The sequence below is a fragment of the Hyphomonas sp. UBA4505 genome, assembly GCF_002388685.1.
Lineage (GTDB): Bacteria > Pseudomonadota > Alphaproteobacteria > Caulobacterales > Hyphomonadaceae > Hyphomonas.
The window spans coordinates 1-17,651 of record NZ_DGMZ01000012.1 but is presented as its reverse complement, the minus strand read 5'-3'; the positions used below and the strand labels follow the sequence as shown (position 1 = coordinate 17,651).

Annotated in this window: 21 protein-coding genes and 3 tRNA genes; 12 read left to right on the top strand and 12 right to left on the bottom strand. The window is 57.5% G+C overall.

The features are described from left to right. Positions 1–3: 3 nt before the first annotated feature. From B3527_RS09185 to B3527_RS09150, 8 genes are all read left to right on the top strand, one after another. Positions 4–456 carry a hypothetical protein gene (locus tag B3527_RS09185; RefSeq protein WP_290479669.1) on the top strand — a complete coding sequence of 151 codons (453 nt, stop codon included), beginning with the start codon at positions 4–6 and terminating at the stop codon, positions 454–456. A gap of 293 nt (positions 457–749) precedes the next feature. Then, positions 750–2,054, top strand: a complete 1,305-nt coding sequence (locus B3527_RS09180) for a phage major capsid protein (protein ID WP_290479668.1) — start codon at positions 750–752, stop codon at positions 2,052–2,054. Positions 2,055–2,183: 129 nt separating this feature from the next. Further along, positions 2,184–2,717 carry an HK97 family phage prohead protease gene (locus B3527_RS09175; RefSeq protein ID WP_290479667.1) on the top strand — a complete coding sequence of 178 codons (534 nt, stop codon included), beginning with the start codon at positions 2,184–2,186 and terminating at the stop codon, positions 2,715–2,717. Then, positions 2,717–3,931, top strand: a complete 1,215-nt coding sequence (locus B3527_RS09170) for a phage portal protein (protein ID WP_290479666.1) — start codon at positions 2,717–2,719, stop codon at positions 3,929–3,931. Before B3527_RS09175 ends, B3527_RS09170 begins: the two co-directional genes overlap by 1 nt. Beyond that, a complete protein-coding gene (locus tag B3527_RS09165) occupies positions 3,924–4,271 on the top strand; it encodes a hypothetical protein (protein ID WP_290479665.1) in 348 nt (115 codons plus the stop codon). Before B3527_RS09170 ends, B3527_RS09165 begins: the two co-directional genes overlap by 8 nt. A gap of 102 nt (positions 4,272–4,373) precedes the next feature. Further along, positions 4,374–4,700 (top strand): hypothetical protein, encoded by a 327-nt coding sequence (locus tag B3527_RS09160; RefSeq protein WP_290479664.1) that lies wholly within the window; start codon positions 4,374–4,376, stop codon positions 4,698–4,700. Next, positions 4,697–4,882 carry a hypothetical protein gene (locus B3527_RS09155; RefSeq protein ID WP_290479663.1) on the top strand — a complete coding sequence of 62 codons (186 nt, stop codon included), beginning with the start codon at positions 4,697–4,699 and terminating at the stop codon, positions 4,880–4,882. Before B3527_RS09160 ends, B3527_RS09155 begins: the two co-directional genes overlap by 4 nt. Further along, complete coding sequence (locus B3527_RS09150) at positions 4,858–5,904, top strand: tyrosine-type recombinase/integrase (RefSeq protein WP_290479662.1); 1,047 nt, start codon at positions 4,858–4,860, stop codon at positions 5,902–5,904. The genes B3527_RS09155 and B3527_RS09150 overlap by 25 nt, the downstream gene beginning before the upstream one ends. On the opposite strand, the gene B3527_RS09145 is transcribed toward B3527_RS09150, so the two are convergent. From B3527_RS09145 to B3527_RS09125, 5 genes are all read right to left on the bottom strand, one after another. Beyond that, positions 5,901–6,230: a hypothetical protein gene (locus B3527_RS09145; RefSeq protein ID WP_290488447.1), complete on the bottom strand. Its 330-nt coding sequence runs from the start codon at positions 6,228–6,230 to the stop codon at positions 5,901–5,903. The two genes, B3527_RS09150 and B3527_RS09145, sit on opposite strands and share 4 nt — an antisense overlap. Before the next feature lie 126 nt (positions 6,231–6,356). After that, positions 6,357–6,433, bottom strand: a tRNA-Arg gene (locus tag B3527_RS09140). Between the two features lie 21 nt (positions 6,434–6,454). Then, entirely contained in the window at positions 6,455–6,763 is a 309-nt protein-coding gene (locus B3527_RS09135) for an ETC complex I subunit (RefSeq protein ID WP_034811260.1), read from the bottom strand. A gap of 27 nt (positions 6,764–6,790) precedes the next feature. After that, a tRNA-Pro gene (locus tag B3527_RS09130) sits at positions 6,791–6,867 on the bottom strand. Between the two features lie 54 nt (positions 6,868–6,921). After that, positions 6,922–7,797, bottom strand: coding sequence for an acyl-CoA thioesterase (locus B3527_RS09125; protein ID WP_034811262.1), 876 nt, complete (start codon positions 7,795–7,797; stop codon positions 6,922–6,924). A 136-nt stretch (positions 7,798–7,933) separates the two neighbouring features. Here B3527_RS09125 and B3527_RS09120 point away from each other — a divergent pair, with 136 nt between their 5' ends. Then, on the top strand, positions 7,934–9,757 hold the full coding sequence (locus tag B3527_RS09120) for a long-chain-acyl-CoA synthetase (RefSeq protein ID WP_206990981.1): 1,824 nt from the start codon (positions 7,934–7,936) through the stop codon (positions 9,755–9,757). Positions 9,758–9,760: 3 nt separating this feature from the next. Here the strand turns inward: B3527_RS09120 and B3527_RS09115 are convergent, their stop codons facing one another. From B3527_RS09115 to proB, 3 genes are read right to left on the bottom strand one after another with little or no spacing between them, the layout of a single operon-like run. Next, positions 9,761–11,230 carry a RimK family protein gene (locus B3527_RS09115; protein ID WP_206990980.1) on the bottom strand — a complete coding sequence of 490 codons (1,470 nt, stop codon included), beginning with the start codon at positions 11,228–11,230 and terminating at the stop codon, positions 9,761–9,763. Continuing rightward, a complete protein-coding gene (locus B3527_RS09110; RefSeq protein ID WP_290479661.1) occupies positions 11,227–11,691 on the bottom strand; it encodes a GNAT family N-acetyltransferase in 465 nt (154 codons plus the stop codon). Before B3527_RS09110 ends, B3527_RS09115 begins: the two co-directional genes overlap by 4 nt. A 10-nt stretch (positions 11,692–11,701) precedes the next feature. Further along, complete coding sequence (gene proB, locus B3527_RS09105; protein ID WP_290479660.1) at positions 11,702–12,820, bottom strand: glutamate 5-kinase; 1,119 nt, start codon at positions 12,818–12,820, stop codon at positions 11,702–11,704. Between the two features lie 107 nt (positions 12,821–12,927). Between proB and B3527_RS09100 the strand changes: the two genes are divergently transcribed. Continuing rightward, positions 12,928–13,158, top strand: a complete 231-nt coding sequence (locus B3527_RS09100) for a hypothetical protein (protein WP_290481455.1) — start codon at positions 12,928–12,930, stop codon at positions 13,156–13,158. Here B3527_RS09100 and obgE read toward each other — a convergent pair. From obgE to B3527_RS09080, 4 genes are all read right to left on the bottom strand, one after another. Beyond that, positions 13,155–14,192 carry a GTPase ObgE gene (obgE, locus tag B3527_RS09095; RefSeq protein ID WP_206990977.1) on the bottom strand — a complete coding sequence of 346 codons (1,038 nt, stop codon included), beginning with the start codon at positions 14,190–14,192 and terminating at the stop codon, positions 13,155–13,157. The genes B3527_RS09100 and obgE overlap by 4 nt on opposite strands. Positions 14,193–14,211: 19 nt before the next feature. Beyond that, a complete protein-coding gene (locus B3527_RS09090) occupies positions 14,212–14,727 on the bottom strand; it encodes a GNAT family N-acetyltransferase (RefSeq protein WP_290479659.1) in 516 nt (171 codons plus the stop codon). A gap of 134 nt (positions 14,728–14,861) precedes the next feature. Continuing rightward, positions 14,862–15,131: a 50S ribosomal protein L27 gene (gene rpmA / locus B3527_RS09085; protein WP_034811276.1), complete on the bottom strand. Its 270-nt coding sequence runs from the start codon at positions 15,129–15,131 to the stop codon at positions 14,862–14,864. A 38-nt stretch (positions 15,132–15,169) separates the two neighbouring features. Then, positions 15,170–15,820: a 50S ribosomal protein L21 gene (locus tag B3527_RS09080; protein WP_034811278.1), complete on the bottom strand. Its 651-nt coding sequence runs from the start codon at positions 15,818–15,820 to the stop codon at positions 15,170–15,172. 184 nt (positions 15,821–16,004) lie between these two features. Here B3527_RS09080 and B3527_RS09075 point away from each other — a divergent pair. Then, positions 16,005–16,094: transfer RNA gene (locus B3527_RS09075), tRNA-Ser, on the top strand. A 693-nt stretch (positions 16,095–16,787) separates the two neighbouring features. Then, on the top strand, positions 16,788–17,651 hold an 864-nt coding region (locus B3527_RS09070), incomplete at its 3' end, for a DNA-methyltransferase (RefSeq protein WP_290479658.1).

The following is a 17,651-nucleotide window of genomic DNA, read 5'->3' as shown; positions in this document are numbered from 1 at the left end:
TTCATGGGGCTTCTAGCAGTCTTGGGGGCGATTGTTGTAGGGATAATGCAGGTCCGAATTCTTAAGCGTCAGTCTGAGATAGCCGCTGATCAATACCAACTGCAGCAACAACAGTTGAGATCCGAACTTTATCAGAACCGCGCGGAAGTCTATGCGGTAGCTCACGATTGGTTTGATGTTGCGCTTTCGCAGAACCAATTACCATCCTTAGCTATGGAACGGGAATTTAAGAAAGCTGTTGGTGCCGCAGAGTTTTTGTTTCGTGATGAAGTATCAGACAGCATGCGGAGTTGGTTCTTGAAAACGGGAAGATACTTTGGGCAGCGTGATGCAGGTAACATGCAAGAGGCTATGCACCTCGAATCCGAACTGCGTGGGGAGTACGAAGGACTACAAGCGTTGTTTGAACCGGAAATGCGGCTGGGTGAACAACTAGAAAGTACTGACGAAGACTGATCACTGAAAGACCTTCCGTATATCCCCTTTTGTTTAGAAGAGAGCAAAGCGGAAACCGGCGGCATAATCAAAAAGAAGTGCGCGCAGGTTAAAACCCCAAAATGTTACACTATAACATGCCATTTGGGCCAGTGTTGTGCGTGTGTTCAACACCTGCTGACTGAGAGCACGCGAACGGCACGCCGTCTATTCGCCTAGTACCGGACCCTGTGTCCGGAAGTCGATTTCTCCACTGTGAGATTTTTCTGTCACTGCCAGCGAATGGTTCGCTAGGTCCGAAACAGGAAAAGCAAATGAAACTCCCTGAACTACTTGAGCAGCGCGCCGTGAAGATTGCGGAAATGCGATCTCTTCAAACCACAGCCGACAAAGCATCCCGTGACTTGTCTGGCGAAGAACGCACTCGCTTCGATGCTCTTGAAACCGAAGTGAACGGTCTCGACTCCCAAATCAAACGCGCGAAAACCCTCGACAACCTGGAACGATCTGCGGAAGCGACGCCGCTGAATGTTGGTACGCGAGACTTCCAAACCGAAGCGTCGCGCTACAGCCTCACACGCGCACTTGCTCATGCTTCCGGGCTTCGTGTCGATGCCGGTCGCGAATTGGAAGTGTCGCAGGAAATCGAAAACCGTTCAGGCCGCAAAGCCCAAGGTATCTTCGCCCCTGATTCCGTATTCCGCGTTCAACGCAATCCAAACATGGAACAACGCGTTGTGACGTCCGCCGGTGACGGTGCTGGCCTGGTCTTCGAAGACGGACGCCCGCAAGACTATATCGATGCACTCCGCGCAAACCTGATTACGGCGCGTCTTGGAGCGACAACGCTTTCCGGTCTTGAAGGCAATGTAGGAATTCCGAAACTCGCATCATCTGCGGGCGCGGAATGGGTCGCTGAGAATGGCGCGCTTACATCCGCTGATGGCGATTGGGACAAGGTGACAATGTCTCCGAAACACGTCGGCGCGCTGACGGAATTCAGCCGCAACATGCTACTTCAGTCTTCCCCGGACATCGAACAACTCATTCGCCGCGACTTTGCCGCTTCGCTTGCTGTTGCGCTGGACGCGGCCGCGCTGGTCGGCGGTGGTTCGAATGAACCCGATGGTATCATTACCCAGCTAGTTGCCGGTTCCGGTCTTGGGACTCTTGGTGGGCCGACCTGGTCGGAAGTGCTTGGCATGATTGCCAACATCGAACTGGCAAACGCGGCAACCGGCCGTCTCGGTTGGGCAGTCAATCCCGGCGCGGTACGCACCCTTCGCAGCACGCCGAAGCTGTCATTCGGGTCGCCCGCAACGGACGGTATGGGCGGGTTCATCATGGACGGTCCGAACGAATTGGCAGGCTATTCAGCCGCGTCGACCACGTCGCTTCCTGGGTCACTTGGTTCCCCGGCCGTGGGTTCCGCGATCTTCGGCGACTGGTCCAGCCTACTTGTGGGTTATTGGTCTGGTGTCGACTTGCTGGCGAACCCTTATGCGGCGGTTCCGTACAGCAAGGGCAACACGCAAGTGCGCGCGCTCCTGACGGCTGACGTTGCTGTTCGCCACACGGAATCGTTCACCGCTGCGACGGACATTCCAGCCGCCTCTTAATCAAGGATTGCCGCGCGGTTGGAGTTCGCCGCGCGGCATGGGGGCGGTGGTTTGCGGGAATGTTTTCTTCCTTTCATTGACCGCTGTTTCGGGCCGTCGCCCCCATTCTTGCCACCAATGGATTTAATCATGACACAGACACTTGAACGCCGCGCTGCGGAATTGGAAATCAGGGCACGGGGCCGAACCCTCGAAGGTTACGCCGCCGTGTTCGATCAGCGCACCCGAATTGACGACTTCGACGAAGTGATCCTGCGGGGGGCTTTTGCCGACTCCCTTCGTGAAGGCGACAAACTAGCTCTAGTCGATCATGACGCGTCGAAGCTACTTGCGCGCACTCGCAACGGTTCGCTGAAACTGGCCGAAGATACGCGTGGTTTGCACTTCGAAATCGCCGCCCTTCCGAAGACAAGCCTTGCCGACGATGTGCTTGCACTTGCTGACGCCGGTTCGCTTGGCGGCGCGTCGTTTGGCTTCATGGTCAAGCGGGATGCATGGCAGGGGTCGTTGCGGACGCTAGAAGCCATCGACCTTCGCGAAATCTCCATTGTGAACGCCTGGCCAGCTTATCCGCAAACAACTGTCACCGCGCGTTCAGCGGCGCTAGCCGGTCGATCTGATCTTGCGCGCCGTATTTCACTCCTGGAATTGGGAGGTCGCTAATGTTTACCCGACTTCTGAACGCGTTCGGCTTTGAGCGCCGCGACTACAATCCTGCTTTCGCACCGGATGCATGGGGGCGTGCATTGCGACCCGCTTCTTACGCCTCACCAAGCGCGGTACTATCGAACGTCGCGGTTGCAACCCGGTGCGTTGCTATTCGGTCGGAAATGCTCGCAGCCATGCCTCTGAAACTGTATCGACGCAAACCCAATGGGGACAAGGAACGCGTAACCGATGGACCGTTTGCCCTGGTCTTGGGAGACTTGTTCAACCCATTGATGACCGCGTTCGAAGGGAAAGAATTTCTGGTTCGACAACTAGACCTGACCGGCAACGCATATGCTCGAATTGAACGGAATGGAAATGGGCAGGTTTCAGCGCTTTGGCCGATTCCAAGTTCTGCCGTGACGGTTGAGCGTCTCGAAAGTGGTCGGCTTCGTTATCGCGTCACACAATCAAACGCACGGGGTCCGGCTATCCTGTTGCAAGAAGAAATGCTGCATGTTCGCGCTTCGTCTGACGACGGACTTCTTGGGAACTCTCCAATCGCTATTGCGCGGGGAGTCTTGAGTCGCGCGATCAGTGAGAGTGAGACTGCGCAAAACCTTGCATCCAATGGTCTGCGTCCAGCGGGAGTTTTGGAACACCCTGGGAAACTAGGGGCAGAAGCCGTGCGGAATATTGGAGATTCCCTGATGGAACAAGGGGCCGGACCATTCAAAACGGGCCGCCCGATGGTTCTTGAAGAAGGCATGTCTTGGAAAGGCGTTTCGTTTTCGGCCGTCGATGCGGAGTTTCTGGAATCGCGCAAACTGTCCAACGAAGATACCGCGCGTATCTTCGGGGTTCCCGGCGGGGCGGTGGGTATTCGTGACAGCGTTTCTTACGGAAGCGCAGCGGCGGACTCCCAAGCCCTGGTGACGAATTGTCTTCAGCCGCTCGCCGAACGGCTCGAACAAGCCATTATGCGGTGTTTGCTGACACCTGAAGGTCGCCGCAACTACATCGTGGAATTCGATCTGAGGGGCCTATTGCGTGGGAACATGCAGGACCGGTTTGCCGCGTATCGGATCGGCCGCGAAATCGGCATTTACAGCGCTAACGACATTCTACGCGCCGAAAACGAACAGATGATTGAAGACGGCGACGAATATTTGAAGCCAGTGACGCTTGCCGGGTCATCCGCACCAAGAAGTGGGGGTGAAGATGTTTGATCGTATCGACAATGACCCGTCACGCCTCGGCGAATTGACAGACGTTGATCTAATCGCTGCGGAACGAATGCAAACTTGCGCGGGTCAGATTATCGCAACGCAACTGTTCAAGCGCCTCAACCGTGACGGTGTCGCGGCTGGGAAGCTTCTTGAAGACACGTTGAATTTGCCGCCCGAACGGATTGTAAAACGTGCGCGAAAAGCCAAACGGTGCACCGATGAAGGCAAGTCTCCAAGCGCGGCTGACCTTGCTGCACTCCTGGTTTGGTGCCGCGCGGAACACACCGCTATCGATACGGAAATTACCCTTCGAGACTCACGGAAGGCGACACACCAATGAGCGCCGACGAGATCGCGGAATACAACGCTGTTTTCGAACACTGCTTGGCCGAACTTGTGAAGGCGATTGAGCAGCTTCCAACTGACGAAGAGACTTCCGATAATGCAGAGTGATCGCCTGACGTCGGCGGAAGCGGCCGAAGCGCTTTGCATGACGGTGCAGGGCTTCTATCGGCTCGCGAAAAAGCGGCAATGGTCAGCTATCGAAATTGGACCGCACCAAACCTATGAGCGATCCAGAATTGAGGCTGAAGTCACTGACCGCTTGAAGCGCAAGCAATCGCGGATGACCCCAGCCGTGCGCGCTCATACAGAGAAATGCGCGGAGACAATCCGGCAGTATTGGGCTGAACGCGGTCACGAAATTCATGTGGAAGCCGTGGGGAGTGATATTCGATCTGACCTGGTCAATGGACTGCCAAGACGATGAAACACGTGCGATTACGACTGCCGACCAAATCCCAGATTGAGCGCGTCGTGAAAGCCGCGAGGTCGGCCGGATTGGACGTTTCTGGTTTCCGCATTGAGCCTGACGGCAGTATCGTTGTGTTTGACAAGTCGGCAACGCCGAAGGATGAATTTGCCACATGGCAGGAAAGCCGCCCGAACTGAAGAACGTCCATTTCGTAAAGTACCGTCAAAAAGACGGGCGGTTGCGCTGGTACGTCTATGCCTGGCGCGGCGGTCCAAAGATCATGGACGGGGCAGGGGAGCGCAAGCCACCCCTGACGTCCGAAGCGATTTCCGAATTCTACAAGGCGCATGAAGACCGACACGCGCCACCTGCCGAAACATTTGCTGCGCTGGTTGTGGCCTACCTTCAATCGCCGGAATTCACCGGTTTGGCGGATGCCAGCCGCCGCGAGTACCGGCGATGGACCGACCGGGCTGTTGAACAGTTTGGAAGCGCGTCGCTTCGCCTATTTTCCGACCCACGAATGCGCGGTGAAGTGATGAAATGGCGCGATCAGTGGGCTTATTCACCTCGACAATCCAAGTACGCGATCCAAGTCTTGTCGCGTGTGCTGGCTTGGGGACTTCAACGGGGTATGGTGGCGACGAACCCCGCTTCACACGTCCCCTCGCTATACAAGGCTGACCGGTCCGATGTGATCTGGACGCCCGAAGAAATCGAAGCGGTTGCGGGCGAAATGCATCCTCACGTATCGCGGGCTTTCCGATTGGCGGCCCTTACCGGCCTGGCCCGTGGTGATCTTGTGGGGCTTCGTTGGGATGAAGTCGGTCGCGACTGCATTGAACGACGGCGCAATAAAACCAAGGTTTCCCAGATTGTTCCAATATTCGATGAAACGCGCGCAATCCTGTCAGAATGCCCAAAGACGGCAGTGACGGTTATCACGAACCAATGGGGCAAACCCTTCACCGCGCGCGGCTTCTCAATGGCTGTAGAGCGCGCGAGGGACAAGGCGGGGGTCGCTGAAGGGAAGCGGCTTCACGATCTCCGAGGAACGTTTGCAACGCTGTTGATGTCGCGCGGTTTCGAAGATCGTGAGATTGATGAAATCATGGGTTGGCAAACGGGCAAATCGAGCCGCATTCGCCGAAGCTACATTTCGCGACGGTCTGTCGTGGTCGCCGCGATTGAGCGGTTTAGAGCGAAACAAGGCGGCTAAGGTTTCGGCGGTTTACTTAATTCACTCAGCGAAACGGCAACCCCCACCCCAGTTACTAACATCGCGACTATAAGACTCTTTGTTACGAGCCTGTAACCATATGGTATCTCTTCAGCGGTTGAGGCATCAAGATCGCCAACTTCAATAACCAATCCTATGAAGGTTAGAACCATTGCTGCGAGAATCATCCATAGAGCAAAGGAAAAGAGGACAGAACCTGACCGTTTCTCTCGAATGGCTGGAAGAGATATGGCCCAAATTGTGGCTGTGAAGCCAAACATACCCGCAAGCATATAGATTATTTGTTGAATACTTTCGGTGGGCAACGACTTATCCCTCGATAACAGCGGGTTGAGTCTAGCACAGTAATCGCGATTCGGAACTAATCACGAACTTTCGCGTAAAAATTCTGTAAAAACGTTTCGCCGGTGGTCGCTAATGCCTTGAAAACATGGCGACCCCGGCAGGATTCGAACCTGCGACCGTCCGATTAGAAGTCGGGTGCTCTATCCAGCTGAGCTACGGGGCCGGATCGTGGCCGGCGGGCATCCTAGTGTGTCCAGGGCTGCTTGCGATTGGCGTCGAAGTTAGCGCTATAGGACTTTACAAGCCGTTTCCGCTCTTCAGATGGCGTAACCGTGAATGTCAGGCCCTTGCTCTTGGCATACTCGATCGCCTGTTCCTGCGTCTCGAAGGAAAGGCGGATCTGTCCGGACGTGTCGTCAATGCTGGTCCAGCCCATGAGGGGGTCTGCCGAGCGCTTGGCGTCATTGTTCACGAATTCGAGAATCCAGGCTTTGGTCTTGCCTCTGCCGGAGGTCATCGCGCTTTTGGCGGGCTTGTAGATACGCGCTTGCATGATGAACCTCACCGCTAAGAAAGTGAATGGTCGGAGCGAGAGGATTCGAACCTCCGACCCTCTGGTCCCAAACCAGATGCGCTACCAGGCTGCGCTACGCTCCGGACTCCCGTAATAATGGGGTCGCGCCACGGCGCAAGCCCCTTTCGGCTGTGAATTCAGTCTTTTGTGCGCAAGCGTCGCACCAGACCCTCTTGCGCAACGCTTGCCACGAGGTCTCCGGCCATATTGAAGATCATTCCGCGATTGAATCCACGTCCTTTGCCGGCAAATGGGCTGTCCATGGAGTAGAGGTGCCACTCATCGAATTTGATGGGTCCATGCAGCCACATCGCGTGATCCAGGCTGGCCGACATCAATTCCTTGTGGTTCAGCCAGGTAATGCCGTGCGGGCGATAGCTGGAGCTGAGCAGGGCCATGTCGGAGGCATAGGCCAGCAGGCAATGGTGCAGCGCCGGCGGCACGTCGATGGGGCGGCTGACCCGGAACCAGATATTGTGGTGATCGTCTGCGATTTCGGGATGGATCAGGTCCAGCGGAGCCACGTCGCGGATTTCGATGTCGCGTTCGCGGGCAAAATCCTCGCGTAGGGCCTCGGGCAGGCGGTCGGCGATTTCCAGGCGGCGTTCGCGAAGATCCTTCAGGCCGTCGGGGCCGTCCACTTCCGGCATCTTGTGCTGGTGTTCCCAACTCTCCTCGTCGGTCTGGAAGCTCGCCGCCATGTTGAAAATCTGTTTTCCGTGCTGGATCGCCACCACGCGCCGCGTCGTGAAGCTGCCGCCATCACGGGAATGGTCAACCTGGTAGATGATCGGCACTTTCGGGTCGCCGGGACGGATGAAATAGGCATGGAGCGAGTGGCATGTCCGGTCTTCCGGCACGGTGCGGTAGGCCGCCACCAGCGACTGAGCGATGACCTGACCGCCGAAAACCCGCTGGCTGGCGCGCTCATCCGGGCTCTGGCCGCGGAACAGGTCCAGTTCCAGGCGCTCGATATCGAGCAGGGACAGAAGGTCTCCAACAGGGTCGGTCATGCGTGGTCTCCAAATCGTGTGATCAGCAGCTAGCAGAGGCATTCGTGGATGCAAACTGTGCAAGTGCGCGATTCCTGTCCAATCCACCTTTCTCTGGTCACAACATGTTCACCATATTCCGGTATTGGCAGGTATCATGGTTAATCCCGCCGCTCTTCCTGCCGCCGTCCCGTTTCGCGATTCCTTCTCGCAAATGAAGCGTGATCTCGATTTTTTACGCATGGCGATCCGGATGCACAAGCTGATCGGCGACGTTACGCCGGACTCCCGGCAACTCGTTGCGGACGATTTCGAGGAGAGTGTCGACAAGCATGCCGGGAACATCGCGTTTCGGTTTGAAGGCAAGCTCACCACATATGCCGAATTCGATGCCACCGCGAACCGGATTGCCCATTGGGCGCTGGCGCACGGACTGAAAGCCGGCGACCGGGTTGCGCTCTGCATGGAGAATTGCCCGGACTATGTCGCGATCTGGGTCGGCCTCGCCAAGGTTGGCGTCGTCACCGCCCTGGTGAACACGCATCTGGAAGGGGAGTCACTGAAACATTGCCTCGCCATTTCCGACGCCACTCATGTGATTACCGGCCCGCATCAGGACCGTGCGGTCTGTTCCGTCACGGCTGGAATGGAAAATGCCCCGAAGGTCTGGACCCTGGGCGGCGCCCATGGCGAAGACATCGCGGCCATGATGCCCAATCTCTCGTCGGAACGGCCGTCGCGCGAATTGCGCGCGCAGTTGCGCGGCAAGGACATGTGCCTTCTGATCTACACGTCCGGCACGACGGGCATGCCCAAGGCAACCCGGATCACGAATTCCCGCCTTCAGATCATGCTGCGCACCTTTATCGCGCCTTGCTATACCGGCCCGCGGGACCGGGTTTACATCACGCTGCCCCTGTATCACGGGACGGGCGGCATTTGCGGCGTCGGCCAGGCCATGATGAGCGGCGCCAGCATCGTGCTGCGCCGGAAATTCTCGGCCAGCGCCTTCTGGGATGATGTGGTTGATGAAGGCGTCACCTCGATCGTCTATATTGGCGAACTGTGTCGCTACCTCCTCAATCGCCCGCCGCACCCCAAGGAGCGGGCGCACCGGCTGCAAACAGGGTTCGGAAACGGCCTGCGCCCGGAAATCTGGACGGAATTTCGCGAGCGGTTCAACATTCGGCATCTCGTGGAATTCTATGCCGCGACGGATGGCAATGTGAATTTGATGAGCATTGACGGCACCGTGGGCGCGGTCGGGCGCATTCCGAAATGGCTCAAGGCGCGGTTTGACCATGTCGAGTTCGTGAAGTTTGATCTCGAAACGGAAGACGTCGTTCGCGGCGACGATGGATTCGTGATCCGCGCGGAGACGAATGAGCCTGGCGAAATGCTGGGGCGTATTGCGGATACCGAATTCGAGTTCGCGGGATATCATGACCCGAAGGCGACGGAGAAGAAGATTCTCCGGGACGTGTTTGAACCCGGAGACAAATGGTTCCGGACGGGGGATCTGATGCGCAAGGACGAAAATGGCTATGTCTACTTCGTTGACCGGGTTGGCGACACGTTCCGCTGGAAGGGAGAGAATGTCTCCACCAGCGAAGTGAGCGATGCGATGATCCGCGCTGACGGGATTGCCACGGCGAACGTCTATGGGGTCGAAATTCCGGGGACAGAAGGTAAGGCTGGCATGGCGGCGGTTACGTTGAGTGGCGACGTCGATTTCGAAAGCCTGCACTATGAGCTGTCTTCAAGCCTGCCCGCCTATGCCATCCCGATTTTTATTCGTATCCAGCGCGAGCCTGATACGACCGGCACAATGAAGTATCGCAAAGTGGAACTGATGAAAGAGGGCTACAATCCGGACATGGTCGATGACCCGATCTGGATGTACCATCCCGACCGGCGCCAATATGTGCCGTTCACGCAGGACCGGTATGACTCGCTGATCTCCGGCGCGTTCCGCTTCTAGGTCTCAGGCGACCCGGCCCATGCGCTCTTCGAGCCGCGTGGAAAACCAGGAAATGATCCGCCGCCACAGCTCGTCCTTCAGGATGGCGCCTTCCACATCATGGTCAATCGACGGGTTGTCATTGATCTCAATGATCACGACGCCCTGGTCGGTTTCCTTCAGGTCCACGCCATAGAGGCCATCGCCGATCAGGCGCGCGCCGCGTACGGCGGCGTCAACCACGTCTGGTGGTGCATCCTCGACCGGGAAAGTGGTGAAGCCTCCCTCGCTCGTCTTGCCATCCGGACCATGTTTCACAATCTGCCAGTGGCCGCGTGCCATACGGTATTGGCAGGCATAGAGCGGTTCGCCATTGAGGACCCCGATACGCCAATCGAACTTCGTCGGAATGAATTCCTGAGCAATGATCAGGGCCGTGTCCTTGAACATCTGCTTTGCGCCTGCGCGGAGTTCCTCGAGAGAGCGTGCCTTGACCATATTGGTACCAAAGGAACCGTCTGGCGTCTTCAGCACGACTGGATTGCCCAAGGTCTCGAACACGGCGGCAAGGTCAGACTTCTCATCGAGAATGAGCGTGTGTGGAATAGGCAAGCCAGCCTTTTCCAAGATCTCCTTCAGGAAGACCTTGTTGGTGCACCGGATCATGGATTGCGTGTCGTCAATGACGGGCATGCCTTCCTGTTCGGCGCGTCGGGCGAACTTGTAGGTGTAGTTATCAATCTGGGTCGTGGCGCGGATGAACAGGGCGTCAAACTCGGCAAGACTGGTCAGGTCCGATGGTTCGATTGTCTCAACCTCAACGCCCATCTTGGCAGCGACATCCGCGAGGCGCTTGATGGAGGAGGGCTTCGACGGCGCGGTCTTTTCATGCGGATCGACCAGCACGGCCAGCGCCCATTTGGCGGGGGCTTTGGACTTCGGCTCGCTGATGCGCCCGCTTGTGTAAGCCTGCATTGCCTCAAGGAAGAAGTCCCGGCGTTCGCCTTTCAGCTTGTGAGGCGGCACCATCCGGACACGGCCAATGCCGTGCGGAGATTTCGGGTCCAGTTCGACTTCAAGCGCCGGCACGCGGAACCAGTCGGAGACCTCGCGGGCAAGACGCTCATAACCTGGCGTTTCCGGCTTGGAAAAGGCAACGAAAAGACGCTCGATCTCCGGCGCGCCCTTGGCGCGGGCTTCGCGCAGGCGTTCGCCCAGATCGGGCAGGGCGTGCCTGTAGAGTCCCTTGGCCGATAGTTCCACCATGGTCTGGACGCTGGGGCTGACCCGGTGCCCGCGCGCTTCGGCCAGCAGCGAGGCGTAATAGCCTTCTGACTGGTAGCCATAGGACCGGCAGAGATTCAGGATGTAGGGCCGTCGCCCGGAAAAAAGCGCCGGCTTGGTGATATAGTCTGATACCTTCAGCACCTTGTGAGGCGTCTCAGCCTGAGAGATGTCGTTGGCGGATTCTACGAGTACGACCCAATCGGTCATTGATCCTCTCTCGAGACGCCGGCCAGCGGCTTCTCTAATCTAAGTGCGGCTTCTCCATCGGGATAATAGCCTGCGGCGCGCGCCATTACGCGATAACCATGGCGTTCGTAAAGACGCTTTGCGCGGCTATTTGTTTCGCGCACTTCGAGCCTGAGTGTATCGCAGCTTCGCTGCTTTGAAATGTCTTCGCATTTTTCAAGGAAAAGGTCGGAAAGCCCGGTGCCGCGCGCAGCTTCTGCGACGGACAGGGAATAGAGTCGCGCGGCTTTGCTGTTGCGGCGGAACAGGAGGACAGCTGCACCGGTCAGGCCATCCTTTCCGTCGGATACGAGGATTGCCGAATTCCCGCTCAGCAAGCGCCGCCACGTGCGTCGCGAAAACCGGTCTTCCTCCGGAAAGGCAAGCTCCAGGTCTGTCAGCGCTGCGATGTCGTCCAGGGTGGCGGCGCGAATGTCGTGCATCGGGGCGGGGCTAGCGGAGCAGAACCATGTCGTCACGATGGACGATGGCCGGGCGGCCGCGATAGCCGAGGATCGCCTCGACCTCTTCGCTATGGCGGCCGATAACTCGGGCGATCTCGCCCGAACTGTAGGCGGTGACGCCCTTGCCGACCATCTGGCCGGAGGGCGCATTCAGGGCGACGGCGGCCCCGCGCTCGAAAGTGCCCGTGACGGCGGTGATCCCCACGGCCAGCAGGCTCGCCCCACCGCGCAGGGCCTTGGCAGCGCCTTCGTCCAGTTCGATTGAGCCTTCGGGTGTCAGATGTCCTGCCAGCCACGCTGCGCGGGCATTGGCGGGCGTGGTGGCGGCGGAAATCAGCGTCGCGCGCGCGCCGTCTCCGATGGCAAGCAGGGGATGGTCCCGATTGCCGAGCGTGATCAGCGTGGAGCAGCCGGCCGCATGCGCAATTCGCGCGGCGGCGAGCTTGGTTGCCATGCCGCCAGAGCCGACACCGGCATCAGCATTCGCGCCGGTCGCCATCGCGTCATGTTCGGCGGTCAGCTGGTCGAGGCGGGGAATATGCGTTGCCTCCGGGTGGGTGCGCGGATCCGCCGTGTAGAGGCCGTCAATATCCGACAGGAGCACCAGCACATCCGCGCCCATCATCTGGGCGACGCGCGCGGCCAGCCGGTCATTGTCGCCATAGCGAATCTCGTCAGTCGCCACCGTGTCATTCTCATTGATGACCGGCACCACGCCTGATTCCAGCAAGGTCTCGAGGGTTGCGCGCGCGTTCAGCCAGCGCCGGCGATTTTCGGTGTCGCCAAGCGTCAGCAGTGCCTGGCCGATGGTGACATCATGCGGCTCGAAGGCTTGGCCGATGGCAGACATCAAGCGCAGCTGGCCGATCGCGGCGGCGGCCTGTTTCTGGTCGAGACGGTTTGAAACAGAATTGCCAACACTTTTGCGACCCAATGCAACCGCGCCGGACGAAACGAGAATGATTTGAAACCCTCTGGAACGCAGTGAAACAATATCGAATGCTAGTTTCTCCAGCCAGGCATGGCGCGGTTGGCCGTGCTCTGCGACAAGGGCAGAGCCGGTCTTCACCACGATACGCTTGGCAGAAGCAAAAGGCGTTTCAATCATCTGGCGGAGCGATACACTGCTGCGGCAAATGCCGGAAGCGAAAATGAAGCCGTTGACAAGCCGGGCGATTGACCGTCACGACAGTTGAAAAGACGAGGTTTTCTGCAATGCCCCAATTCGACATGATCCTGCTGACCCCTGCCCAGGCCGAAGGCGCCGATGTGGTGGAACACACTGCTGGCTCGCCCGCCCGCGAAGGTGGCGGCGATGAGACTTATCGCTGCGGATCGTGCAAGACCAAGCTGCTGGTCAACGTGGCGCACCACGATGCGCACGGCGTGATCGTGAAGTGCGGCAAGTGCGGACGATTCAATACCGAGCCGCATCACCACCACTAAAGCGGCGTCCAGTCGGCGTCTTCGCCGGCATTCTCTTCCTCAGCTATGAGTCCGAGGTGGCGAGAGATCTCCGAAAGGGCTTTTTTCACGCCGACACGGGTCACCCCTGAGATCAGCAGTGGTTCGCCATCATAGACGGCCTTCAGTTTTGCGAGTTGCTCCTCGACCTGTTCAGGTAGCAGCGCGTCGATCTTGTTCAATGCGACCACTTCCGGCCTCTGGGCCAGCTCAGGGCTGTAGGCTTCCAACTCGTGGCGAATGGTCGTGTAGGCGCCCGCCACATCATCCTGGGTGCAATCGATCAGGTGCAGCAGCACTTTGCAGCGCTCGACATGGCCAAGGAAGCGATGGCCGAGGCCAGCCCCGTCTGCGGCACCTTCGATCAATCCGGGAATGTCCGCCAGCACGAACCGGCTGCCAGGCCCCAGATCGACCACGCCAAGTCCGGGGTTCAGCGTCGTGAAGGGATAGTCGGCAATTTTGGGCGTCGCGGCGGTTACAACGCTCAGGAAGGTAGATTTGCCGGCATTCGGCAGACCCAGCAGGCCTGCATCCGCGATCAGTTTCAGGCGTAGCCAGATCCAGCGTTCCTCGCCGTCCTCGCCGGGATTGGCGCGGCGTGGTGCCTGATTGGTTGAAGACTTGAACCGTGTATTGCCCCAGCCGCCATTGCCGCCAACGGCGAGCAGGACGCGCTGGCCGACCTCTGTGAGGTCCGCAATCAGGGTTTCCTGATCATCTTCGAATATCTGGGTGCCCACAGGCAGTTTCAGCACGACGTCATCGCCGCCCGCGCCGGTGCGCTCCTTGCCCATGCCGTGGCCGCCACGCTTGGCTTTGTAATGTTGCTGGTAGCGGTAATCGATCAGCGTATTCAGCCCCTCAACAGCTTCCGCCCAGACATCGCCGCCGCGTCCGCCATCGCCGCCGTTCGGACCGCCATACTCGACGTATTTCTCACGGCGAAATGAGACGCAGCCCGCGCCGCCACCGCCGGACTTGATGAACACTTTGGCCTGATCGAGAAATTTCATGTCTGTACTCTTACGTGTTTCAGTCGATCCGCGCCATATTGACGTGGCCTACCATCTCTCCGCGACCAAGGCAGAAGACCTTGATCCGATCTGCCTTCATGAAGGCCAGTTTTTCCAGAACGCGGCCCGAGGCCGGATTATCATCCAGATAGCCTGACACAAAGCCGCGTTCGCCGCGCTGCTTCAGCCAGCCCACAAGCGCCTCGGTGGCCTCTGTCATGAGACCATTGCCCCAGCGGTCCGGCGAGAGCCAGTATCCGATCTCGAAGGGCAACCAGGTGCTGTCGCGATGCGCGCTGGTCACGCCTACCAATTCCCCGTTCTCGACAATCGCATAGGGGTGCTTGGTATTCTCTCCACGCCCTGCAGTGTGACCGGCAATCCAGGCAAGCGTCTGAGCCACCGTCTGGTTCGCGGGAATGCGCGCCACCATGCGGTAAACTCTCGGATCATTGACCAGATCGGCGATCCGTGCCGCGTCGCTGGCCTCCACCGGGCGCAGGACCAGCCGGTCGGTCGTGATTTGCGTACTCATGCCGTAACTCCCTCCATGAAGACCAAGCGGGCAGGGGAGGACATAATAAAGGGGAGGCAGTGGCCTGCCTCCCCTTGGAAACTGATCGTCTGAAGCGATCCGGCCACGTATCCCGCGGCCGCGCTGTCAGCCGCTTATTCTGCTGCTTCCGCGACCGGTACAATATTCACGTAGAGACGGCCGCCCGTCTTGCGCGTGAACTCAACCTTGCCTTCGGAAAGCGCAAACAGGGTGTGGTCGCGGCCAATGCCGACGCCCTTGCCTGGGTATTTCTGCGTACCGCGCTGGCGCACGATGATATTGCCCGGAATGACGTGCTCGCCGCCAAATTTCTTGACGCCAAGATATTTCGGGTTTGAGTCGCGGCCGTTACGGGACGAACCACCTGATTTCTTATGAGCCATGCTTTGCTCCGATCCTCTATAAAGGGCTTATAGCGCCCTTATGCGTCCTTGGCGAATTCTTCGGCCTGCTTGATCCACTCATCGCGAGTGATGCGGCCTGGGAAGCTCATTTCTTCTTCCAGCTCAGTGATCTGCTCTTCTTTCAAGGCAGCGACCTGCCAGAAGAAGTAGATGCCAGCTTCGTGGAGCTTTTTCTCGAGAACCGGGCCGACGCCTGAAATCTTTTTCAGATTGTCCGGCTTGCCTTCGAGATTGGCGATACGACCGCGGGAATCGACTTCCGGCTTGGCTGCGGGTGCAGCAGCTTCTGCGGCAGGGGTCTCGGCCTTTGGAGCGGCGGCCTTCTTTGGCGCGGCTTTCTTGGCTGGCTTCTTGCCGTCGGTGCTGATGCCAGTGATCTTGACGACCGTCAGGTGCTGGCGGTGGCCTTGCGTACGGCGATAGGTCTGGCGCTGGCGCTTCTTGCGAATGATGACTTTGTCACCGCGCGTTTGCTCCTCGACTTCACCGAACACGCTTGCACCGTCAACCAGGGGAGCGCCAACAGTTACGTCGTCGCCATTGCCCAGCATGAGCACGGTTTCAAAGGTTACGTCCTTACCGGCTTCAGTATCCAGCTTTTCGACGGTGATCGTATCACCTTCCGCGACTTTATACTGCTTGCCGCCTGTTTTGATGACCGCGAACATGGGTCTCGTCCTTCCGGAATGGTAAGCGAAATGAATTGCGCGCGAAGCCGTTGCCGGTTCCGCGCTCGAAGCGGCGGGTAAACACCAATCGGGGCGCGCTGTCAAATGTCATCTTCAGGCGATTTCAGGTGCTTGCATGTGGCGCGCATATTATATAGTGCAGGCAACCGTCCACAGGCTCCGCGGAGAGGTGCTAGAGTGGTTGAATAGGCTAGTCTCGAAAACTAGTGAACTCGCAAGGGTTCCGAGGGTTCGAATCCCTCTCTCTCCGCCAGCAACCGTCTGATTCCAATTTGCTCAATTAAAACAATGTAGTAGTCCGGCGCCGTTTTGAGGTGTAGGACGCCAAAAGCGAATATTGTAGGACAGCTGGCGCGACACCACTTCTGCTGGATTAGCGTCACTCGTTTTATCACTTTCGGATTCGGCAAATAACTACCAGTGGCTAGCTGTCCAATTCCCATTGTCCCGCTTCGCATTCGCGATTGGACTATGTTCAAACAGCTATCTATGTCACGGTCCGAACTTCGCCGCGCCGGTTGCGTATCGAGCTAGCGAGTAACAAACCCATTGAAGGTGATGAGGCGACTTGGAAGATGGTAGATCGTATTCTGGGCGCGCTTGGTGGAAACGAAACAAAAGAGAATCGTCCGCTATAGTCTGGACATCGAGCCGACTGCGGACACCCCGGAAAACCTCGTTGGAGAAAAGACTAGTTGAGATAATGCTCGGCGGCACGAGTTATCCAGCGGTGTGACTGAATGCAAACCGGCCTCCAGTGTCGAAGACAATAAGTGCTCGAGTTCCGAAGCCTCAATCATATCGTGTCGCGGCAATCGTTATTTGCCATATGTTCCCGGTTTTTTTCTACTTGCTAAGATCGAATTCAAACGAACTAGGCGAACATGCGAGAAGACATTTACATTCTCGTTCGGCTTCCCCTATCCTTTTTACGAGGACGGAAATTATGGACAATACATCACGCAAACTGCGGGATCTGTTTTTGGTGGATCAGCCTGACACTGGTCTCAGCTTGAATAATCGCGCACAAATTCTGGTTGGTGACGCTCGCAGCATTCTCGAGGGTTTTCCTGAAGGACATTTTCAATGCATCGTTACCTCGCCTCCTTATTGGGGGCTGAGAGACTACGGCATTGATGGTCAAATTGGAGCGGAACTACTAGTTGAAGATTATATAGCGGATTTGGTGGCGCTGTTCAGGGAGGCTCGCCGAACTTTAGCGGATGATGGAACGCTATGGCTAAATATTGGAGATAGTTACACGTCAGGCGGAAGAACGTGGCGCGCTTCCGATGCAAAAAACAAAGGTCGCGCCATGAGCTACAGAGCTCCGACACCGGAAGGCCTAAAACCGAAGGATTTGATTGGTGTTCCTTGGAGACTTGCTTTCGCCCTCCAGGCGGACGGTTGGTATCTACGTACAGAAATTGTTTGGAATAAGCCGAACTGCCAACCTGAGAGCGTTAAAGATAGACCGACACGTAGCCACGAATACGTTTTCTTGCTGTCGAAGTCGAAGAGATACTATTACGATTGGGAGGCGGTTAAAGAGCCAGCATCGGATCCGAAGAAACCATTGAAGAACCGTCGAACGGTCTGGAACATTAATACAGAACCGTTTCCAGAGCGGCACTTTGCAGTCTACCCTCGTGCTCTCGTCCGAGTTTGCGTTGCTGCGGGGTCCCGACCTAACGATAGAGTGCTCGATCCGTTTTTTGGATCCGGAACTACCGGAGTGGTTTGCAATGAAATGGATCGCGACTGCGTCGGTATCGAGCTTAGCGAAGAGTGTCCGTCGTCAGGTAATTTG